Genomic DNA, 19,365 nt, shown 5'->3' with positions numbered 1-19,365 from the left:
ATTCGACACCGAGATAGGACCTCCGCGCCGAGACGGGGCGTCCCAAGGCCCTTGCTCGGCGACGCGGTCCTATCTCGGCGATCCGGCGAGCGGGCGATCCGGCGAGCGGGCGATCCGGCGAGCGGGCGATCCGGCGAGCGGGCGAGCGGGCGCGGTCGTCAGTCGCCGGACTCGTCCAGGCAGGTCATCGCCAGGAACATGTCCACCCGGTCGGACATCGTGCTCATGTCGCGGTTGGTCAGCTCCTCGATGCGCGCGATCCGGTAGCGCAGCGTGTTCGTGTGCAGGTGCAGCTGCCGGGCCGTCTCCTGCCACGCCCCGCCGCCGTCGAGGAACGCGCGCAGCGTCCCCACCAGGTCGGCGTTGTGCCGCTCGTCGTAGGACAGCAGCGGCGCGAGGACCTCGCGCGCGTACCCGGCGCGGGTGCTCTCCCCCAGCATCCGCAGCAGCGCCCGGTGCGTCTGCACGTGCAGCGACGTCGACACCACCACGGGCTCGGTGCCGGACGCGTTCTGCACCCGCTCGACGGCGGTCGCGATCGCGGAGTTCAGCCGGCTGACCCCGCTGACCGGGTCGCTCATCCCGACCCGCAGCTGCCGGCCCGCGAGCAGCAGGTGGTACTCCTCCGCGAGGTGCTCGGCGAGCGGCCGGTCGTCGTCGCCGGGGCCGTTGACCAGCAGCACCACCAGCTCCTGCGACCGGCAGCCCATCACCCGGTGCCCGCGGGCCGACAGGGTCCGCTGCAGCATCTCCAGCACCGCCGCCTGCGGGAACCGGGGGTCGTCGACCTGCGCGGCGACGATCGTCGTCTCGTCCTGCGGCCCCAGCCCCTCCAGGCGCATCCGCGCGGAGATCGCCCCCGGTGAGGCCTCCTGGTCGCGGATCGACGTGATGAGCCCCGCCACCTGCGCGTCGCGGGTCTCCCGCCAGCGTCCGGCGAGCTCCATCTCCACCCGCAGCGCCCCGACCAGCGCGTCCATCGCGAGCGCGACCTCGTCGGAGAACGACCGGTGGTCGCCCCAGCACCCGAAGAACCCCGACCGGTCGCGCGCCCCGGTGCGGGTGATCGTCACCGGGCCCTGGTCGGCCCCGCCGCGGCCGCCGGGCACGATGACGCGCTTGTCGTGCTCCCGGGCGATGACGGCGTTCCACTGCTCGGCGACCTGCGCGCGGTCCGGCGCGGCGCCGACCGACGCGAGCAGCATCCCGGTCTCGTCGATCACCCAGCAGCCGATCGAGAACTCCGCGGAGAACTGCGCCAGCAGCCCGCCACGCCGCCGCCGCGCGACACCGTGTCCGCGATCCGGCGGCTGAACCGCATCGTCCGGGTCGCGAGCCCCGCGGCCGACCCCGGCTGCCGGGCCGCGATCTCGTCCGCGATCTGCCGGAACGACACCCCCGGGGACACCGTCAGCAGCGTCAGGCCGCGCGCCCGGCAGAGCGCGATCACCTCGTCCGGGATCACGCCGATCTCGATCAGCCCGACGATCAGGGCGGCGACGTCCTGCCGCGCCAGCGCTCCGAGGAACGTCTCCGCGCCGTCCGGGCGGTCCAGCCACAGGCCGGACGTCAGCACCACGTCGCCCGTCGACAGGAACCGCGACGGGTCCGGCAGGTCGGTGATGTAGGCGGCGGTCACCGGACGGTCGAGGGCGTCCCGCTCGGCCGCGACCACGCTCAGCCCCAGGCCCGGGGTGGTGAGGAGGTCACGGACGTCCACGGGTCACCGCCCGGCTCCTGCTCGGCACCGGGCCAGTGTACGAGGGCCGTCCGGGGGCGTCCGGCAGGAGGTCGACCGCGCGAGGGGGCAGGATGGGGCCGTGACGTCCGCCCTGGAAACCGACCGCCTCGACTCCCCGCGCCGCCTGCGTGCCGCGATGTTCGTCGACTTCGACAACGTCTACATCGGCCTGCGCCGGCTCGACCCGGACGCCGCGGAGGCGTTCGCGTCCGACCCCGGGCACTGGCTCGCGGAGCTGGAGAACGGCACCGACGCCGACGGCGACTTCAACCGCCGGTTCCTCGTGCGGGCCTGCTACCTCAACCCGTCGGTGTTCTCCCGCTACCGGCCGAACTTCACGCGCGCCGGCTTCCAGGTCGTCGACTGCCCGTCGCTGACCCAGCAGGGCAAGAGCAGCGCCGACATCAACCTGGTGCTCGACGCGGTCGACGCGCTCGACGCCGACACCCGGTACGACGAGTTCGTCATCGTGTCCGCCGACGCCGACTTCACGCCGCTCGTGCAGCGGTGCCGCGCCGCCGACCGCCGGGTCACCATCATCACCGCGAGCCCCGCGGCCAGCGCCTACCGGGCCGTCGCCGACACCGTCATCACCGCCGACGACCTCGCCGAGCTGGTCACCGTCGACCACGGCGACGGCGCGGACGACACCGACCACGCCGCCACGCCGACCGCCGCCGTCGCCGCGACCGACCGGAACGCGCCGGCCACCGAGCAGGCGACCGGCACCGGCGCCCCGACGGGCCCGGGCGCGACCGCAGCCGCGTCGACGACCGAGCCCGCCGCGCGCGGGGGCCGCAAGGAGGCTCAGGCCGCCGCGCCCGCCGCCGGCTCGCTCGCCGCCCGGCGCGCGGTGCTGCAGCGGGTGCGGTCCGCCGACCGCCCCGTGCCCACCGGCGCCGTCGCGCAGGCCGCCCAGAAGGCCGACCCCTCGCTGCCCGGCTCGCGCTGGAACGGCACCGGCGGGTTCCTGCCGTGGCTCGCGCAGGCCGTGCCCGAGCTCGGCGTCGCCGCCCGGCCGTCCCCGGCTACGTGTGGGACCCCAAGCGGTTCGGCGAGGCCGACCTGCCCGGCGCCGCGTCCGAGGGCACCGACCCGACGGCCCTGCAGCGCCAGGTCATCGCCGTCACCGACACCCCCGGCCTCAGCCAGGACAACTACCGGGTGCTGCTGACCACCCTCGCCGAGGACGTCCGCGCGCACCCGTTCGAGCGCGCCGCCACGGCCCGCCGCGTCCGGGACAAGTGCCAGGAGGCCGGCGCGGCCGTCGGTCGCTCGACGGTGAACTTCGTCCTGTCCGGGGTGCTCTACTCCGGCCTGGAGCTGGACAGCACCGTCACCGCCGAGGACATCGCCGAGGCGTGGGCGGACAACGTCGTGGGCCTGTGCCGCGGTGCCCGCATGGAGCTGACCGCCGCCGACGAGGCCGCGATCGACGACTGGGTCGGCGGCGGCCTGCTGGACGAGCTGGAGGACTGAGGCAGCCGGAGGACTGACGCAGCCGGGGGACCTCCGCCCCGGAGCCTCAACCGGGCGGGGGGTCGCGCCGATGAGTCGGTGTGACCCGCCGCCGACGTCGTCCCTCGCTCACCGCCGCCGTGCTGTGCCTGGTGATCGGGGTGCTGGCCTCGCTCGTCGCCGTGGACTGGCTCGCCGAGCGCGGCGTCGTGGGCCCGTCGTGGGCGTTCCCGGAGCTGCGGCCCGCCTCGTCGCGCAGCGCCCCCGACCCGGGTACGAGGAGTCGGACGAGCGGATCGCGCCGGCGGTCGACGTCACCGCGCCGGACCCGTCGTACGCGTTCCAGGAGATGCAGGACGTCGACGGCGCCCAGGTCCCGGTCACCTGGTCGCCCTGCCGCCCGGTGCACGTGGTGGTCGACACGACGGCCGCGCCCGTGGACTTCGAGGCCGACGTGGCCGCCGCGGTGGCGGAGGTCGCAGCCGCGACCGGACTGACGTTCACGGTGGACGGCGAGGTCGACGAGCCCACCGGGCTCGAGCGGCCGATGTTCCAGCCCGAGCTCTACGGCGACCGGTGGGCGCCGGTGCTGGTGGGCTTCGGGAACCCGACCGACGTGCCAGAGCTGGCCGGCACGGTCGCGGGCATCGCCCAGGTCAACGGCGCGAGCAGCCGGTCCGGAAGGCAGCACTTCGTCTCCGGCACCGTGTACCTCGACCCCGAGCTGCTCCACGCCGACCACGACCCGGCCGCCTACCTCGCCGTCCTCCGGCACGAGCTCGCCCACGTCGTCGGCCTCGACCACGTCGACGACCCCACCCAGATGATGAACCCCACCACCGGGGTCGCGACGTTCCAGGCGGGCGACCTCACCGGGCTCGCCGAGCTCGGACGCGGGCCCTGCGCGCCGGGGGTGTGAGCCGAGGGGCGCGCGGAGCGCGTGAGCCGGACGAGCGGGCCGGACGTGCGGGCCGGACGAGCGGGCCGGAGGTGCGGGCCGGGCGCGGGTCGATATGGTCGGCAGCCGCCCGCGGCTCAGCCGCCGCGCGACTCCCGGGACGCGCGCGCGATCAGCCGTCGCAGCTCAGCGACCGGGATCACGGAGGTGTCGTCGACGCGCTCGGCGACCTGCTGCTCCACCCAGGCCCGCAGCAGCGCGGTGACCTTCACGCCGTCGTCCCGGGCGAGGGCACGGGCCGCGTCCAGCGTCGCGACGGGCAGCCGGATCGTGATGCCGACCATCGTGGCGCCCCCGCCGGGCTCCACGACCTGCGCCGCCTCGAGCGCCTCGCTGGTGTCGGTGGTGTCGTAGTAGTCCCGCAGGCTGTCCACGTCCTCGGTCATCGCGACCCCTTTCGTCGCACCGACCGACGCTCGGCCGGTGTCAGGTCCCGGGCGGTCACGACCGTCGCCGCGCCGGCCTCGGTGGGCGCCAGGACGACCAGGAGCGGGCGGCCCCCGCGGGTCCGGCCGTACACCAGGCTCACCCCGGCACGCCCCCGCACGCGCGCGTAGCGTTCGGCGACCACCTGGTGCACCTCCTCCGGCGTGACGGCGTGCCGCGCGATGTGGTCCTCGAACTCCTCGGACCAGATCAGCTCGACCGCCTCCAGAAAATGTAACGCACCCTGTCACGCATCGCACTCCCCTCTTCCGAGGTGGCGACGCTACGGACGCGTGCAGGGCTCCGCGGACCCACGACGCCCTCACCTGGGGACGACGCGCACCCGGACGCCCTGTGGAGGGCTCGGCGGCCGCTCGTCGCGCGGGGCGGATCCTGCGGCACCGCTGCGCGACTCGGCTCCGCCCCGCGACACCGCCCGCGCCTCACGCCCGCGGCACCGCCCGCACCGCCACCCCCGCCGCGGTGCGCGCGAGCCACGGGTTCGCCACCCCGGCGACCAGCGCCGCGGCGTGCTCGGCGGCGCCCGGCTGCCCGAGCGCGGCCCGGTGCAGGGCCGCCCGCGCGACGAGCTCGGTCATCCCCCGCCGGGCCGCGAACGCCTCCAGCTCGTCGACCCAGCCGGGCGCGCCCGGCACGCCGTGCGGGACGGCGTACCCGCACAGGGCGTCGAGCGCGTGCCCCTGCACCCAGTCGTGGGCGTCGCGCTGCCGACGGCACGCCGCGGGCGCCTCGGCGAGCAGCGCCAGCGCGGTCGCGCCGTCACCCCGCGCCGCGGCGAGCAGCCCCCGACCCCGCAGCGCGTAGGCCTCCCAGCACGGGTCGCCGACCTGGCAGGCGAGCGCGTACGCACCCTCGAGCCCCGCGCCGGCGCCGTCGAGGTCGCCGTCGCGCAGCAGCACCTCGGCCCGCAGGGCGCGCGGGAACGGCAGGAACGACGTGGCGCCCGCCTCCTGCGCCACCTCGCACGCCTCATCGAGCCGGCGGCGCGCCTCGTCGCGCTCGTCGAGCAGCACGTGACCCCGGCCGAGCGCCGTCAGCGCGTACGCCTCGGCCCGCGGGTCCCGGGCCGCCCGGGCGTCGTCGACCGCCGTACCGAGCGTCGTGGCGGCCGCCGGGTACTCCGCGCGGTCGCTCAGCGCCATCCCCGCGAACACCCCCACCCAGGCGCGCAGCCGCGGGTCGGCTCCGTCGAGCCGCAGCGCGCGGTCGAACCAGGACGCCGCCCGCGGGTACCGACCGCGCAGCAGGCTCGACGTGCCCGAGCTCCAGGGCGGCGCGCGCGGCGACCCGCGGGTCGTCGGCGCGACGGGCGGCCAGCAGCGCGCCGTGCAGCACCGCCACCGCCTCCTCGTCGCTGCCCCGCACCCCGTGCACCAGCACCCGCCCGAGCGCACCGGACGCCCGGGCGACGCGCGCCGGGTCGTTCAGCGCCCGCGCCCCGGCGAGCGCCGCGCGGAGCAGCTCGATCGCCCGCTCGTACGCCCCCGCCGTCGCCGCGCCGTCGCCGCCCTCGACCGCGGCGTCCACCGCCGCGGGCGACGGCGCGGGCGCGGGCGCGGGTCCCAGCGCCGCGGTCAGGCCGGGCGAGGGCTCGACCCCGAGCTCGCGCCGCAGCAGCGCCGCGCTGCGGGCCGCGCGCCGCTCGGCACCGGCCCGGTCGCCCGAGGCCAGCAGCGCCCGGACCCACAGCTCGTGCCCGCGTTCGGCGAGCGGCTCGGCCTCGACCAGGCGGGCGGCCAGCGCCACGGCACCGGCGGCGTCCCCGCGGGCGAGGCGCGCGTGGGCGACCTCGTGCAGGACGCCCGCCGTCAGACCGGCGACGCGCTCGCGCTCCCCCGCCAGCCACAGCTCGAGCGCGGCGCTCCCGCGCGGCACCACCCCCTCCAGCAGGGCGCCCCCGAACCCGGGCAGCGCGAGCGCCCGGTCCACCGGCCCGTCCGCGAGCACGCGGACGTCGACGACGGCCCCGGGCCGCAGGTCCAGGGCCACCGGGTCCCCGCCCACGTCCGCCACGCCCGCGAGCGTCCGGCGGAGCTGCGAGAGGTTCCAGCGCAGCGCGGCACCGGGGTCGTCGGCGTCGTCGACCAGCAGCCGCGCGAGCCGGGCGCGCGGCACCGGCCGCTCGGCGAGCACCAGGTAGGCGAGCAGCAGCCACGCCTTGGTGCCCCGCGGACCGGGTACGCCGCCGACCCCGGGCGCGTCCCCGGCCCCCCGCACCGCGGGAGGTCCGAGCAGCGTGATCCCGGCGGCCACGGCGCGGTCACCGTCCTGGCGGGCGCCCGCCCCGGCCCGGCCCGTCGGCTCAGGCCGCGGCTCCGGCGATGTTGACGAGCCACAGGGTGCCGAACCGGTCCTTGACCATGCCGAACGCGTCACCCCAGGGCGCGACCGCGAGGTCCTCGACGACGGTGCCGCCCTCGACCAGCCCCGCCCAGTAGCCGCGCAGCTCCGCGTCCGAGTCCGGGCCGCCGCTGAGCGAGACCGAGAAGTTGTCGCCCGGCGTGTAGGGCATCCGGTTCGGGGTGTCGGCGGCCATCAGGACCAGACCGCCGGGCGTCTCGAGCTGCGCGTGCATGATCTTGTCCCGCTCCGCCGGGTCGTCGCTCGCCTGCAGCTCGCCGAACGTGCTCAGGGTCAGCTCGCCACCGAACACCGAGCGGTAGAACTCCATCGCCTGCCGGGCGTCGTCCCGGAAGCCGAGGTACGGGTTCAGTCGGGTGGGCATGACGACCTCCAGGGCGACTCAGGGCTGGACGGACGGGCGACGTGTGACCCACCTCACACTGCCGCCCGCCCGTCCCGTGCGTCAAGCCGTCGACCCGCCCGCCACCCGCGCCGTCACGAGCAGGTACTCCCAGTCGAGCACCGTCGGCCCGCCGACCGGCCCGCGGTCGGCACGCCGCGCCAGGTCCACCAGGTCGGCGTCGAGCGCGGCCGCCCGCTCCGGCTCCCCCGACACCGCCCCGCGGACGGCGATCGTCGGGCCGTAGTGGGACGCGAAGTAGTCCCGGAACGCCTCGGGCGTCGCGAACGCGTCGACGGTCAGGGTCCGCCGCTCCACGCGCACGTCGGTCACGGCGTCGCCGAGCAGCCCACGCACGTGGTCCTCGTCGCCCCACAGCGGCGGCGGCTGCACCCCGGGCGGGGGCGGCGGCGCGTACGGCTTCATCGTCGCGAACATCTGCCCGATGAACCCGCCCGGTGTCCAGGACAGCAGCCCGACGCGCCCGCCCGGCCGCGCGACCCGGACGAGCTCCGCCGCGGCCGTCGCGTGGTGCGGCGCGAACATCACGCCGACGCACGACATCACCACGTCGAACGCCCCGTCCGCGAACGGCAGCGCCTCCGCATCGGCCTCCTGCCAGTCGACCGCGACCCCCCGGTCCGCGGCGACCCGGCGACCCGCCTCGAGCAGCGCGGGCGTCAGGTCCGCGGCCACCACCCGACCGCCCGCGAGCGCCGCGGGCACCGCCGCGTTCCCCGACCCGGCGGCGACGTCGAGCACGTGCTCCCCGGGGTGGACGCCCACGGCGTCGACCAGCGCCGGCCCGAGCCCGGCGATCACCTCCGCGGCGAGCGCCGGGTAGTCCCCGAGCGCCCACATGGCTCGGTGCCAGTCCTTGAGCAGGCGGTCGGCGTCGACCCCGCCGATCACTGTCATCATCTCGTCCACCTCGTCGTGCGTCGGCCCGCGGCTGGTCCGCCGGCCTCGTGCCCACGACGGAACACCGGCGCCGTGTGCGCGGGCGTGTGACGCCTCACACCCACCGCACAGCCGGTGCACGGGTGCGCCCTGGGGCCGCGTCCGACGCTCGTCCGCATGACCCGCCGACCCCGCTCCCAGCCTCGTCCCGCCCGGCGCCCGCGCGACCACCGGCCCCCGCGCCGCGTCCGCCGCGCCGTGCTGTCCGCCGCCCTCGTGCTCGTGCTCGCCCTGGGCGGCGGGACCGCCTGGGCGCTCGACCGGTTCGTCGTCGACCACGTGGAGATCGCCGACGTGCAGGCGTACGAGGCCGCGCAGTCCGGCACCGCCGACGCGGGCACGGACGCGGGCACGGACGGGACGACGAGCGCGACCGTCACGGGCACGACCGCCACCTCGGACGACGCCTCGATCAGCATCTCCACGGTCGTGACCGGCAGCGGGGACGACCAGGTCACGTACTACGTCGCCGACGTGACGCTGTCCGACGCCACCGTCCTGCGGTCGGCGTTCGCGAACAACCAGTTCGGCACGAACATCACCGCGACGACGTCCGCGATCGCCCAGGCCAACGACGCGGTGTTCGCGGTCAACGGCGACTACTACGGGTTCCGCGACACGGGCATCGTGATCCGCAACGGCGTCGTCTACCGCGACGAGGGGGCGCGCGAGGGCCTGGCGTTCTACCGGGACGGCACCGTGGAGGTCTACGACGAGACCACGACGACCGCCGACGAGCTCGTGGCGGCCGGGGTGTGGAACACGCTGTCGTTCGGGCCGGCGATCGTCACCGACGGCGAGGTGGTCGACGGGATCGAGGACGTCGAGGTCGACACGAACGTCGGCAACCACTCCATCCAGGGCGACCAGCCCCGCACCGCCGTCGGCGTCGTCGACGCGAACCACCTCGTGTTCGTCGTCGTCGACGGCCGGTCCCCGGGGTACAGCGCGGGCGTCGACCTCACCGAGCTCGCGCAGATCATGCAGTCGCTCGGCGCGACCACCGCGTACAACCTCGACGGCGGCGGCTCGTCGACCCTGTACTTCGACGGGGAGCTCGTCAACGACCCCCTGGGCGCGGGCGCCGAGCGCGCCACCTCCGACATCCTCTACGTGGCGGGCTGAGCGGTGATCGTGCTCATCCCCGCCTACGAGCCCGACGAGCGCCTCGTGCGCCTGGTCGGTGACCTGCGGGCCACGGCCCCGGACGTGCACGTCGTGGTCGTCGACGACGGCAGCGGGCCCGGGTACCGCCCGCTGCTCGACCGGCTGCGCGGCCCCGGCTGCACGGTGCTCACCCACCCGGGCAACCGGGGCAAGGGCTGCGCGCTCAAGACCGGGTTCGCCCACGTGCAGCGGCAGCACCCCGGCGAGGCGGTCGTCTGCGCCGACAGCGACGGCCAGCACTCCGTGGCCGACGTGCTGCGGGTCGCCGCGGCGCTCGACGCCCAGCCGGCGGACCGGCCGGCGACCGTGCTCGGCCGGCGGTCGTTCCGGGGCGACGTCCCGGCCCGGTCGGTGCTCGGCAACCGGGTCACCGCCCGGGCGTTCCACCTGACGACCGGGCTGCGGCTGCGCGACACGCAGACCGGCCTGCGCGGCTACCCCGCCGCGCTGCTGCCCTGGCTGCGGTCGGTGCGAGGCGAGCGGTTCGAGTACGAGCTGAACCTGCTGCTGCGCGCCGCCGCGCAGGGCCTGCCGGTCGAGGAGGTCGAGATCGCGACGATCTACCTGGACCACAACGCCTCGTCGCACTTCCGGCCCCTCGCCGACTCGGTCCGGGTGCTGACCCCGCTGCTGCTGTACGCGCTGTCGTCGCTGGCGGCGTTCGCCGTGGACACCCTCGCCCTGCTCGCCCTGCACGCGGCCACCGGGTCGCTGCTGGGGTCGGTGGTCGGCGCCCGGGTGGTCAGCGCCGCCGCGAACTTCGTCGTCAACCGGCGGGTGGTGTTCGGCCGGGCGCGCGACCGGCCCCCGTTCGGCCGGTCGGCGACCCGGTACGCCCTGCTCGCGACGGTGCTGCTCGCGGCGGGCTACGTGCTGCTCCGCGCGCTCACCGGCCTCGGCGTCGGGCTGCTCGCCGCGAAGGTGCTCACCGAGGCCACCGTCTACCTCGTGGGGTTCGGGGCGCAGCGGCGGTTCGTGTTCACCCGTCCGGTGGACCGACCCGGCACCGCCGTCGCGCAGCCCCTACCGTCGGGGCGTGCCACCCGCTCCCCGCACCGCCGGCCCGCCCCGCTCCCCTGACGCCGCCCTCACGACGGCACTGCTGCGGCCCTGGCGCCCGGCCGACGCCGCCGACCTGCTCACCGCCGTCCGGACCTCCCCCGACCTGGACCGCCAGCTGCCCCCCGCGGCGCTGCGGGACCTCGACGGCTGCGCGGAGGTCGCCGGCGCCCTCGCCGCCTGGGGGCCGCGCGACCACCACCTCGCGGTCGAGGTCGCCGGGCGCGTCGTGGGCAGCGTCGGCATCGGGTCGGTCGAGCCCCACCACGGGACCGCCTGGCTGTCGTACTGGCTGAGCACCGGGGTCCGCGGCCAGGGCCTCGCCACCCGGGCGCTCGCCACCGCCGCCGACCTCGCGCTCGGACGGCTCGACCTGTTCCGGCTCGAGCTGTTCCGGCTCGAGCTGGGCCACCGCACCGACAACCCCGCGTCCTGCCGCGTCGCCGCCCGCGCCGGGTTCCTGCCCGAGGGCGTCGAACGCGCGCGGCTGCGCTACGGCGACCGGCGGTACGACGTCGAGACCCACGCCCGGCTGCGGACCGACCCCCCGCCCGACGTGCACCTGCTGCCGGTGCGCGGGGTGCCGGTGCGCGGGGTGCCGGCGACGTGCGCTGCCGGCACGCCGGTCACGCCCGCGGCCCGTCCCCGAGCAGCCGGCGCGCCACCGCCGTGGCCGTCCGGCGACCCGAGACCACCGCGCCCTGCAACGACGGCGTGTCCCGGTGGTCGCCGCACACGTAGCGGCCGTCCCCCAGGTCGACCGGCTGCCGCACCCGCAGCGGTGGCGGGGTCGCCGGCAGCGCCTCGCGCACCTCGTGCGTCGCCAGCTCGAGCCAGCCGCGCGGGTCGGCGCCGAGCATCTCGCCCGCCTGCCGACGCACCTCGGACGCATCGGGCCCCGCAGCGCCGGACGGCGGCAGCACGCACGTCGCCTGGACCAGCTGCGCACCGGCCGGCGCGTACGACGGCGCCACCGCGGACACGAGCGCCGCGTTCACGACCGGTCCTCGGCGTCGGCCGTCGACGACCACCGCGTCGGTCCGCGCGACGCCCTGCGCCGCCCACCACGTCGTGACCAGTCCCCGCATCCGCGGCGGCTCGAGCCCCGTGAGCAGCGCCGCCGTCACCGGGTCCGCCGCCACGACGACCGCCCGGGCGCGCAGCACCGACCCGTCGGCGTGCACCTCCTGCCCGCCCGACACCCCCGCGACCGCCTGCACCCGGGCACCGGTCGTCACGTCCAGCCCGTCGGCGAGCTGAGCGGGCAGGGCCGCCATCCCGCCGGCCGGCAGCCCCGGGGTCCCGCGCAGGAACGACCGGACCAGCAGCCGGACGAACGCCGCCGAGGTGGTCTGCGACTCGTCGCCGAGCACCCCGGCGAGGAACGGCTCGAGCACCTCGTGCCGGATCCGGCCGTGCACCCCCGCGGCGGTGAGCGACGCGCCGAGCGTCGCGTCGGGCCCCGACTCCAGGGCCGCGACCGGACCGAGCGCCGGCGCCGCCCAGCGCGCGAGCGCGACCAGCTCGCCCGGTCGCAGGTAGCCGCTGCCGAGCGTCTCCCGCAGCCGGGCCGGCGCGCGGCGCGGGTCGGCCAGCAGCGCGAGCCCGTCGTCCCGCCGCACGGCCACCCCGGCGAGGAACGGCTGCAGCCGCAGCGCCCCGAGGTCCACGACGTCGCGCAGCGCCGGGTAGGCCGGGTTGAGCAGCTGGAAACCCCGGTCGAGCGTGTAGCCGTCGACCCGCTCGCTGCGCACCCGGCCGCCGACGACGTCCCCGGACTCCAGGACCCGCACGTCCAGACCGCGCCGCCGCAGCACCCGGGCGCACGTCAGACCCGCGACGCCCGCGCCGACGACCACCACGTCGCTGTCCATGTCCGCGAGCCTAGGGGCGGCGGTCCGGCGCGGCGCGGGCAGGGCGGGGACCGACCCGCCTCCCTCAGACCAGGTCGAGCCCCGAGGCGACGCCCAGCAGCTCCTCGATCACCGCGACGACCGCGGGGCCGGGCTCCCGGCGGGTGGCACGGTGGCGGGCCACGAGGCGCCGCGACCCGAGCCCGGGCACGGTCGCGACGGTGACCGCCTCGGGCAGCTCGCCCTGGAGCGCGAGCGCCGGCAGCAGACCGACACCCTGTCCCGCGGCGATCAGCGCGAGCGCGACGTCGAAGTCGTAGTACACGTGCCGGGCCGTCACCGGACCGAGAGCCGCGGTGACCCGGCCCATCGCGCGCGCCGCGGCAGTGTTCTTCTCGGCCGCGAGCCAGGTCACGCCCTCGAGGTCGGACAGCTGCGTGGGCGTCGCGACGGCGCTCGGCAGGACGAGCCGCCACGGCTCCTCGAGCAGCACCACGTCACGCTGCCCGCGGGGCACGTGGGTGTCGGAGTCCTCGTCCCGCTCCAGCAGCACGATGTCGGCGTCGCCCTCGCGGAGCCGGCGCATCGACTCCCCCGGCTCGCGCTCCTCGACGACCAGCTCGATGCCCGGGTGGTGCTCCGCCACCACGGCGAACGTCGGCGCGACCACCGCGCGGATCGCCGTCTGGAACCCTGCGAGCGTGACCCGTCCCGACAGCTCGCCGCCGAGCTCCGCGAGCGACTTCCGGGCCTCGACGAGCTCGGACTCGATACGCTCCGCAGCCTCCGCGAGGATGCGGCCGGCAGCGGTCAGCGTGGCGCCGCGGGGTCCCCGGTCGAGGACGGCGACCCCCTCCTCGGCTTCCAACCGGGTGATCTGCTGGGACACCGCCGATGGTGTGACGTGTAGCACGTCGGCGGCGGCGAGGACGCCCCCAGCACGGTGAACGGCCAGGAGGACGGCGAGGCGGCGTGGATCGGTGGGCACCGATTCATCCTAATTCAGTTCTGGTGAACCCCGGTCGGAACATCATTCGATTGTGCTGAACCCGGATCGGCCCCAGAATTCTGCTGTCGGCGCATCCCCTCCCGGGAGCCCGGCACTCCTCCACCCACCCCCCTGTCCTACCTGGAGCACGCCCGTGTCCGCATTCGTCACCGCGCTCGGCTGGGTCGGCGCGGTCACGTGCCTCGTCGCCTACGTCTTCGTCACCCGCGGGAAGTGGGCTCCCACCTCGGGCCGCTACCAGCTCGCCAACGTGGTGTCCGGCCTCTTCATGGGCATGGTCGCGGCGAGCAGCGGCGTGTGGCCGTCGGTGGTCACGAACGCGGTGTGGGCGGTCGTCGGCGTGCACGCCGTGGCGACGGTGCTGCGCGCCCGGCGGCAGCGCGCCCGCGACGCCGCGGCCGCCGGCGTCGGCACGGCCGAGGTCGACGTCCCGCAGATCGCGGCCGCTCCCGTCGAGCCGCTGCCGGCCGGCGTCGTCGACCTGGCCGCCTGAGCCCGGACCAGCCCCGCTCGGCTCGGCTCGGCTCGGCTCGGCTCGGCGCGGCTCAGCGACGTTCAGACGTCCAGGACCCGCAGGCGCACCCGCACCGCGTCGCCGACCGTCAACCCCTCGGCCGACCGGACCGCCTTCTTCACCGGCAGCCAGTACGCGGTCTTCGACGGGAACACCGACGTCCGCCAGGTCGTGCCGCCGACGGTGACCTCCACCCGCAGGGACCCGAACCCCCGCGCGAACGCCCCCGCGCGCTCCAGGATCTCGTCCGACGCGTCCTCCGGCACGCTCACGAACGTCCAGTGCTCCGTGCGACGCGCGTCCCACTCCCACAGCGGAGCCTCGAAGTCGACGATCATGCCCCGATGCTGCCGCATCCCGGCGGGAGCAGGAAGCGTCGGTCGACGTCCAGCGATCTGCGTGCTCGACCCGCGACCCGCGACGGCATGCTGACGGGAAGCGGCCCGGGACCACCCGAGTCGGCGACGGTGCCGATGCGCCCCGGCACCGCCGCCGACCCCGGCGTCCCCCGAGCGCGTCAGCGCCAGGTGTCGTCCAGCACGACCGACCCGTCGGCCCCGACCGTCGCCGTCCGGTTGCCGCCGGACTCCCACACGACGCTCCCCGAGCCGTCCTTCTTCACGTACTTGTACTCGAAGGTCGTCCCGGCGGGCAGGTCGACGGTCGCCCGCCACACCGGGTAGGTCGCGGAGGACAGAGGGACCGCCGAGGCCGGGGCCCACGAGCCGAGCGCGGGGATGCTGCCGACGACGAACACGTTCTGCCCCCAGACGGTCGTCGCCGTGACGTTGAACGACGCGTCGCCCTGCACCGGTCCACCGCCACCGGTGGTCGTGCGCCCGACGTGCAGCGCGAGCGCCCCGTACGCCGGGACCGTCGCGGTGAACGTCCCGGACGCGGACACCGTCACCGTGCGCGAGCAGTCCGCCGCCGCGACCACGTCGCAGTACGTGCCGGCGGGCAACGACGTCTGGTAGGTCCGGGTCACGGGCGCCGCGGAGTTGTTGATCGTCACGTAGCCCCTGCTCCCACGGCCGAACGCGATGTGGTTCCCGCCGTCGTCCCACCAGCGGGTCACGGCGGTGCCCTCCACCGCGTTGTGGAACCCGACCATCCCGGCGACCTCGGTCCAGCGCTGGGTGCACGTCCACTGGCCGGAGGTGCAGCTCGCGTCCGGGACGCTCGTGGCCGTGGCGCCCGGCGCGCCGGCGTCGTGGTCGGTGAACCGGTACCCGGAGTACACCGAGGGCGATCCGTACGGGTACGCCAGGAGGAACGCGTTGGCGAGGACGTACTTGGCCCCCCACTGGTACGTCATCGTCTCGCCGTTGCGCTCGGTGTCGTGGTTGTCGACGAACACCCCCGCCTGGGCGGACGGCAGCAGCCCGTTCGCGATGCCGGCCAGGTCCTTGATCTGCCCGTCGAACCGCGCCTTGAGCGTCCGGGCGTAGTCGAACTCGTGCACGTCACCGTTGCCGACGTACTCGGACTCCTGGACGGGCTCGCCCGCGGCGCCGATGACCTCCTGCACCCAGTAGGCGTTCGGGTTCGTCAGGCGGGACCGGATCGCGGCGAGGTCCGCGGCCGGGATGTGCTTCGCGGCGTCGATCCGGAAACCCGCGACACCGAGCGACAGCAGGTCGTTGAGGTACGCGGCGATCCGGTCGCGCACGTAGGTCGACCCGGTGCGGAGGTCCTGCAGCGAGACCAGTCGGCAGTTCTGCACCTGGTAACGGTCCTGGTAGCTGGCGATGTTCGAGCGGCAGTCGTTGAAGTCCGCGTAGCCGTAGATGCCCGGGAACGAGTCGACTCCGAACGACGAACCGGCGACACCGGTCCCACTACCCAGGTCCGCGCCGGTGGTGTGGTTGATGACCGCGTCCGCGATGACGCCGACACCCGCAGTGCGGCAGGCCGCGACCATCTGCTGGAACTCGGCACGGGTGCCGAGCTTCGACTCGATGCGGTAGCTGACCGGCTGGTAGGACGTCCACCACGCCGTGCCCCGGACGTGCTCCTGGGGCGGGGACACCTGCACGTACCCGAAACCGGCGGGCCCGATCGTGCTGGTGCACTCCGCGGCGACCGAGTCCCACGTCCACTGGAAGAGGTTCAGCACGACGTTGCCGCGCCCGTTCGGCGACGTCACCACGGGCGAGGGGGTCGGTGCGGTCGCCGTCGCCGGGACTGCCGCCGCCAGCAGCCCGGAAGCGCCGAGCGTCAAGGCGGCCAGGCCGGCGACGGTCCGGCGGATGCCGAGCCACCGCCGTGCACTGCCCGGTGACTCGCGCCGTCGGCGGCGGTCTCCGGCTGCGGTGTGCGTGCGTGATCGGACGAGCGTCATTGCCCTGCTCCTGTCGTCGAGCGCCCCCTGCGCGGGACGCGTGCCCGCCCCGGCGACGGTGCCGGGGCGTCCCACCCGCTCGACGTTTGCAACGACTTGCCGAGCGTTGCAGCAAAACGTACAGGCGTGCGGCGCTCGTGTCTGCCCCCCCCCGGGCCCAGGTGTCAGGGCACCCGGTGACCTGCCGCACGGAACAGCTCGTACCACTCGGCCCGGGTCAGCGGGATCTGCGACCCGGCGGCGGCCTCGGTCACGCGGGACGGGGTGGTCGTACCGAGAACGACCTGCATCTGCGCCGGGTGCCGGGTGATCCAGGCGGTCGCGATGCCGATCGGGGTGACGCCGTACCGGGCGGCGAGCCGGTCGACGACGTCGTTGAGCTCCGCGTACTGCTCCCGGTCGCCGAGGAACACGCCGTCGAAGAAGCCCTTCTGGAACGGCGACCACGCCTGCAGCGTGATGTCGTGCAGCCGGCAGTAGTCGAGCAGCCCGCCGTCCCGGTCGATCGACTGGTCCAGCCCGGCCATGTTCGCGGACACCCCGGCGGCGACCAGCGGGGCGTGCGTGATGCTCAGCTGCACCTGGTTCACGACCAGCGGCTGCGTGACCGACTTCTTCAGCAGGTCGATCTGCCGGGGCGTGTGGTTCGAGACGCCGAACGCCCGCACCTTGCCCGCGGCCGCGAGCTCGTCGAACGCCCGCGCGACCTCGTCCGGCTCGACCAGCGCGTCCGGGCGGTGCAGCAGCAGGATGTCGACGTGGTCGGTCCGCAGCGCCTGCAACGAACCCTCGACGGACGACACGATCTCCTCGTAGGAGAAGTCGAAGTAGGGACCGTCCTTGATGATGCCGACCTTGGTCTGGATGACGTACTCGTCCCGCTGCGACGGGGTCAGGTCGAGTGCCTCGGCGAACCGCGCCTCGCAGCCGTGCTTCTCGTCCCCGTAGACGGCGGCGTGGTCGACGAACGTGATCCCCGCGTCCCGGGCGGTCCGCACGAGCTCGCGGACCTCGTCGTCTGACTTGTCCTGGATGCGCATCAACCCGAGCACGACGTTGGGGGCGACGATGTCGGTGCCGGGCAGGGTGAACGTCTTCATGCTGGTCCTTCGGTCGACGGTGACGGCGAGGGGCGCGGCCACGAGCCGTGGCGCTCCCCGAGCCTAGGAGGCCAGAGCGAGCGGCGCCCGGGCTGCACCGGCTCGGCACCGTGTCAGCCCGGCGAACCGGACCCGTCAGCGTCGGCACCGGCGTCAGAACGGCGGCGGCCGGCCGGGGTCGTCGCTCGTGGTCCGGACGTGGTCCCGGGTCCCGGGCCGTGACCGGTAGCGCTGGCCCGTGGGCGTGATCCACTCGAACAGGCCGGGGGCGTACTGGTGCAGGGTGTGGCCGCCGTCGGTCTTGAGCCGGTGGTCGCGGTGGCACAGCGGCGCGAGGTTCCCGGCGCAGGTGGTGCCGGGCTCGGTGCCGGGCGGGTCGCCGGGCTGCTGGTGGAACCCCCGGGTGTGGTCGAGGTCGGCGTGCTCGGCCGGCACCGTGCACCCCGGGCGCACGCACGTCCGGTCCCGGAGCCGGACGTGCTCCGCGAGCGCCGCCGGCGGTCGGTAGCGGGTGCGTCCCACGTCCAGGACGGTCCCCGACCGCGGGTCCGTGACGATCCTCCGCCACACCCCGCCCGCCGCGAGGGCGCGCGCTCGCACGGCGTCGATCGGGCCGTAGCCGTGCAGCTCCGCGGGCTGGTCGTCGATCCCCAGGAGCGTCGCGGCCGAGATCGTGATGAACACCTGCGCCCCGGGTCGCATCCCGCCGGCGCTCCGAGCGGGCCGGTCAGCCGTCTGGTCGTCCTCATGGACTGCACCCGCCGCGCCGTCCGCCACGACGCCGTCCGCCCCGCGCTCCGCACCGACCTCGGCAGCGTCGTCCTGCACTCGCTGGTACACCGTCACGCCGGCCCGCTCCCCGTCGAGCACCACGGTGCTCGACCCGACCTCCCAGGCCGGGCCGTCGACGGGCAGGTCGGTGCCGACGACGAGGTCGCGCAGCCCGTCGGCGCGCAGCTGGTCGATCGTGCGCGGGTCGCCGAGGTTCTTCGCGGCCAGCGCCTGGTGCCGCAGCACCCCGTCCACGCGGACGGCGTCCTGCGCAGCCAGCAGCACGGACAGGGACGCCATCCCGTCGGGGAGCATGCGCGGACGCGACACCCGACGGCTCGCGTACGCCCGGTCATGGAGCTCCCCGACGCCGTCCGGGTCGACCTCGAGCAGCGCTCGTGCGACATCCCGCTCCAGCTCGGCGACGGTCCGCCGGCCCGCGTCCGGGAGCACGCGGTCCTCGACCTGCGTCGCGACGTCCCAGGGCAGCTCGGCGAGGCGGTCGACCAGGACCCGCGCCCGGGAGGCGTCGACCCGGCCGGCCGCCATCGCCTCGCCGGTGGCCTGCAGCACCTCCTCGTACGCGAGCCCCTCGCGGACCAGCCGGTTCGCCGCGATCCGCGACATCCCGAGCCGCATCGCCAGCTCGTCGCCGGCGACCGAGCGCTGCCGTGGGGGCGGTCCCGCGAGGCGGCTCCAGTGCGGTTCCATCTCGGGCTCCCGCGCGAGCACGCCCGCCCAGCGGGCGGTGCGTGCGTGCGCCCAGGACTCGACGCGCGCCGACGCGGCGACCGCCTCCACGACGCCCCGCGCGGACAGCGACCCCGGGTCGAGCCCGTCGAGCCACTCCGCGAGCGCGGCACCGGGGACCGCGGCCTCCAGCAGCGCGACCTCCCACCGCTGCTCCACGAGGTCCCGCTCGGCCGACCCCGTCGGCACCTCCGCGAGCGCCGCCAGGCACGCGGCACGCACCTCGGGCGGCACCGGCAGCGCGTCCCAGTCCGGGGCGGCGGGCGTGCCCGCGTCCACGAGCCGTGCGCCCACGCTGAACCCCGGTCGACGATCGCCCGGGTCGGTGCCCACGCTCCACGCGCCGATCCGCGCCGCACCCGAGGTCACGTCGGGCGGCGTGTCCTCGGGGTGTCCCTGCGGGTCGTCGGCCATGCGCCCGAAGCTAAGACACGTCGCCGGCACTCCGGGCATCCCGGCCGCCCGACCTGGGGACGACGCGCACCTCCCCC

19 protein-coding genes and 1 pseudogene are annotated in these 19,365 nt (G+C 75.8%); 7 read left to right on the top strand and 13 right to left on the bottom strand.

Annotated features, from left to right (window positions below):
* Nucleotides 1-158 precede the first annotated feature (158 nt).
* Together AC1VL8_RS10930 and AC1VL8_RS10925 are read right to left on the bottom strand one after the other, a co-directional pair.
* On the bottom strand, nucleotides 159-1,223 hold the full coding sequence (locus AC1VL8_RS10930) for a PucR family transcriptional regulator (RefSeq protein WP_483075187.1): 1,065 nt from the start codon (nucleotides 1,221-1,223) through the stop codon (nucleotides 159-161).
* Nucleotides 1,220-1,720, bottom strand: coding sequence for a PucR family transcriptional regulator ligand-binding domain-containing protein (locus AC1VL8_RS10925; RefSeq protein WP_483075186.1), 501 nt, complete (start codon nucleotides 1,718-1,720; stop codon nucleotides 1,220-1,222). Before AC1VL8_RS10925 ends, AC1VL8_RS10930 begins: the two co-directional genes overlap by 4 nt.
* Nucleotides 1,721-1,820: 100 nt before the next feature.
* Between AC1VL8_RS10925 and AC1VL8_RS10920 the strand changes: the two genes are divergently transcribed.
* The 3 genes from AC1VL8_RS10920 (at nucleotide 1,821) to AC1VL8_RS10910 (ending at nucleotide 4,118) form a co-directional block, all read left to right on the top strand.
* Nucleotides 1,821-2,915: an NYN domain-containing protein gene (locus tag AC1VL8_RS10920; RefSeq protein ID WP_483075185.1), complete on the top strand. Its 1,095-nt coding sequence runs from the start codon at nucleotides 1,821-1,823 to the stop codon at nucleotides 2,913-2,915.
* Nucleotides 2,906-3,220, top strand: a complete 315-nt coding sequence (locus AC1VL8_RS10915; RefSeq protein WP_483075184.1) for a hypothetical protein — start codon at nucleotides 2,906-2,908, stop codon at nucleotides 3,218-3,220. The genes AC1VL8_RS10920 and AC1VL8_RS10915 overlap by 10 nt, the downstream gene beginning before the upstream one ends.
* Nucleotides 3,221-3,419: 199 nt before the next feature.
* Nucleotides 3,420-4,118, top strand: a complete 699-nt coding sequence (locus AC1VL8_RS10910; RefSeq protein ID WP_483075183.1) for a matrixin family metalloprotease — start codon at nucleotides 3,420-3,422, stop codon at nucleotides 4,116-4,118.
* 116 nt (nucleotides 4,119-4,234) lie between these two features.
* Here the strand turns inward: AC1VL8_RS10910 and AC1VL8_RS10905 are convergent, their stop codons facing one another.
* From AC1VL8_RS10905 to AC1VL8_RS10885, 5 genes are all read right to left on the bottom strand, one after another.
* Nucleotides 4,235-4,543 carry a hypothetical protein gene (locus tag AC1VL8_RS10905; RefSeq protein WP_483075182.1) on the bottom strand — a complete coding sequence of 103 codons (309 nt, stop codon included), beginning with the start codon at nucleotides 4,541-4,543 and terminating at the stop codon, nucleotides 4,235-4,237.
* A 483-nt stretch (nucleotides 4,544-5,026) separates the two neighbouring features.
* The gene (locus AC1VL8_RS10900; protein ID WP_483075181.1) at nucleotides 5,027-5,617 is read right to left on the bottom strand and encodes a hypothetical protein; all 591 of its coding nucleotides are present in this window, start codon (nucleotides 5,615-5,617) and stop codon (nucleotides 5,027-5,029) included.
* Nucleotides 5,574-6,857, bottom strand: a complete 1,284-nt coding sequence (locus AC1VL8_RS10895) for an AfsR/SARP family transcriptional regulator (RefSeq protein WP_483075180.1) — start codon at nucleotides 6,855-6,857, stop codon at nucleotides 5,574-5,576. The genes AC1VL8_RS10900 and AC1VL8_RS10895 overlap by 44 nt, the downstream gene beginning before the upstream one ends.
* 49 nt (nucleotides 6,858-6,906) lie before the next feature.
* Nucleotides 6,907-7,329 carry a VOC family protein gene (locus tag AC1VL8_RS10890; protein WP_389226987.1) on the bottom strand — a complete coding sequence of 141 codons (423 nt, stop codon included), beginning with the start codon at nucleotides 7,327-7,329 and terminating at the stop codon, nucleotides 6,907-6,909.
* Between the two features lie 81 nt (nucleotides 7,330-7,410).
* Entirely contained in the window at nucleotides 7,411-8,268 is an 858-nt protein-coding gene (locus AC1VL8_RS10885) for a class I SAM-dependent methyltransferase (protein WP_483075179.1), read from the bottom strand.
* 156 nt (nucleotides 8,269-8,424) lie between these two features.
* On the opposite strand from AC1VL8_RS10885, the gene AC1VL8_RS10880 reads away from it, so the two are divergent.
* The 3 genes and pseudogenes from AC1VL8_RS10880 to AC1VL8_RS10870 all read left to right on the top strand — a co-directional run.
* Nucleotides 8,425-9,432 carry a phosphodiester glycosidase family protein gene (locus tag AC1VL8_RS10880; RefSeq protein ID WP_483075178.1) on the top strand — a complete coding sequence of 336 codons (1,008 nt, stop codon included), beginning with the start codon at nucleotides 8,425-8,427 and terminating at the stop codon, nucleotides 9,430-9,432.
* Nucleotides 9,433-9,435: 3 nt separating this feature from the next.
* Nucleotides 9,436-10,554, top strand: a complete 1,119-nt coding sequence (locus AC1VL8_RS10875; protein ID WP_483075177.1) for a glycosyltransferase — start codon at nucleotides 9,436-9,438, stop codon at nucleotides 10,552-10,554.
* Nucleotides 10,511-10,981: pseudogene (locus AC1VL8_RS10870) on the top strand (GNAT family N-acetyltransferase); the annotation flags it as partial. The gene AC1VL8_RS10875 and the pseudogene AC1VL8_RS10870, both read left to right, overlap by 44 nt.
* Before the next feature lie 178 nt (nucleotides 10,982-11,159).
* Here the strand turns inward: AC1VL8_RS10870 and AC1VL8_RS10865 are convergent.
* Both AC1VL8_RS10865 and AC1VL8_RS10860 read right to left on the bottom strand, forming a co-directional pair.
* Nucleotides 11,160-12,407 carry an NAD(P)/FAD-dependent oxidoreductase gene (locus AC1VL8_RS10865; RefSeq protein WP_483075176.1) on the bottom strand — a complete coding sequence of 416 codons (1,248 nt, stop codon included), beginning with the start codon at nucleotides 12,405-12,407 and terminating at the stop codon, nucleotides 11,160-11,162.
* 64 nt (nucleotides 12,408-12,471) lie between these two features.
* The gene (locus AC1VL8_RS10860) at nucleotides 12,472-13,374 is read right to left on the bottom strand and encodes a LysR family transcriptional regulator (RefSeq protein ID WP_389226965.1); all 903 of its coding nucleotides are present in this window, start codon (nucleotides 13,372-13,374) and stop codon (nucleotides 12,472-12,474) included.
* 154 nt (nucleotides 13,375-13,528) lie between these two features.
* Between AC1VL8_RS10860 and AC1VL8_RS10855 the strand changes: the two genes are divergently transcribed.
* Complete coding sequence (locus tag AC1VL8_RS10855; RefSeq protein ID WP_389226962.1) at nucleotides 13,529-13,888, top strand: CBU_0592 family membrane protein; 360 nt, start codon at nucleotides 13,529-13,531, stop codon at nucleotides 13,886-13,888.
* A gap of 62 nt (nucleotides 13,889-13,950) precedes the next feature.
* Here AC1VL8_RS10855 and AC1VL8_RS10850 read toward each other — a convergent pair whose 3' ends face one another.
* From AC1VL8_RS10850 to AC1VL8_RS10835, 4 genes are all read right to left on the bottom strand, one after another.
* Nucleotides 13,951-14,247 carry a DUF1905 domain-containing protein gene (locus AC1VL8_RS10850; protein ID WP_483075175.1) on the bottom strand — a complete coding sequence of 99 codons (297 nt, stop codon included), beginning with the start codon at nucleotides 14,245-14,247 and terminating at the stop codon, nucleotides 13,951-13,953.
* Between the two features lie 179 nt (nucleotides 14,248-14,426).
* The gene (locus AC1VL8_RS10845) at nucleotides 14,427-16,061 is read right to left on the bottom strand and encodes a carbohydrate-binding module family 20 domain-containing protein (RefSeq protein ID WP_483075174.1); all 1,635 of its coding nucleotides are present in this window, start codon (nucleotides 16,059-16,061) and stop codon (nucleotides 14,427-14,429) included.
* 356 nt (nucleotides 16,062-16,417) lie between these two features.
* The gene (locus AC1VL8_RS10840) at nucleotides 16,418-17,353 is read right to left on the bottom strand and encodes an aldo/keto reductase (protein WP_389226953.1); all 936 of its coding nucleotides are present in this window, start codon (nucleotides 17,351-17,353) and stop codon (nucleotides 16,418-16,420) included.
* 153 nt (nucleotides 17,354-17,506) lie between these two features.
* A complete protein-coding gene (locus tag AC1VL8_RS10835; protein WP_483075173.1) occupies nucleotides 17,507-19,288 on the bottom strand; it encodes an HNH endonuclease signature motif containing protein in 1,782 nt (593 codons plus the stop codon).
* Nucleotides 19,289-19,365: the final 77 nt, after the last annotated feature.

Source organism: Cellulomonas sp. KU4C, assembly GCF_056868065.1.
Note: the sequence above shows the minus strand (reverse complement) of the source record. Positions and strands in the feature narration are given on the sequence as shown.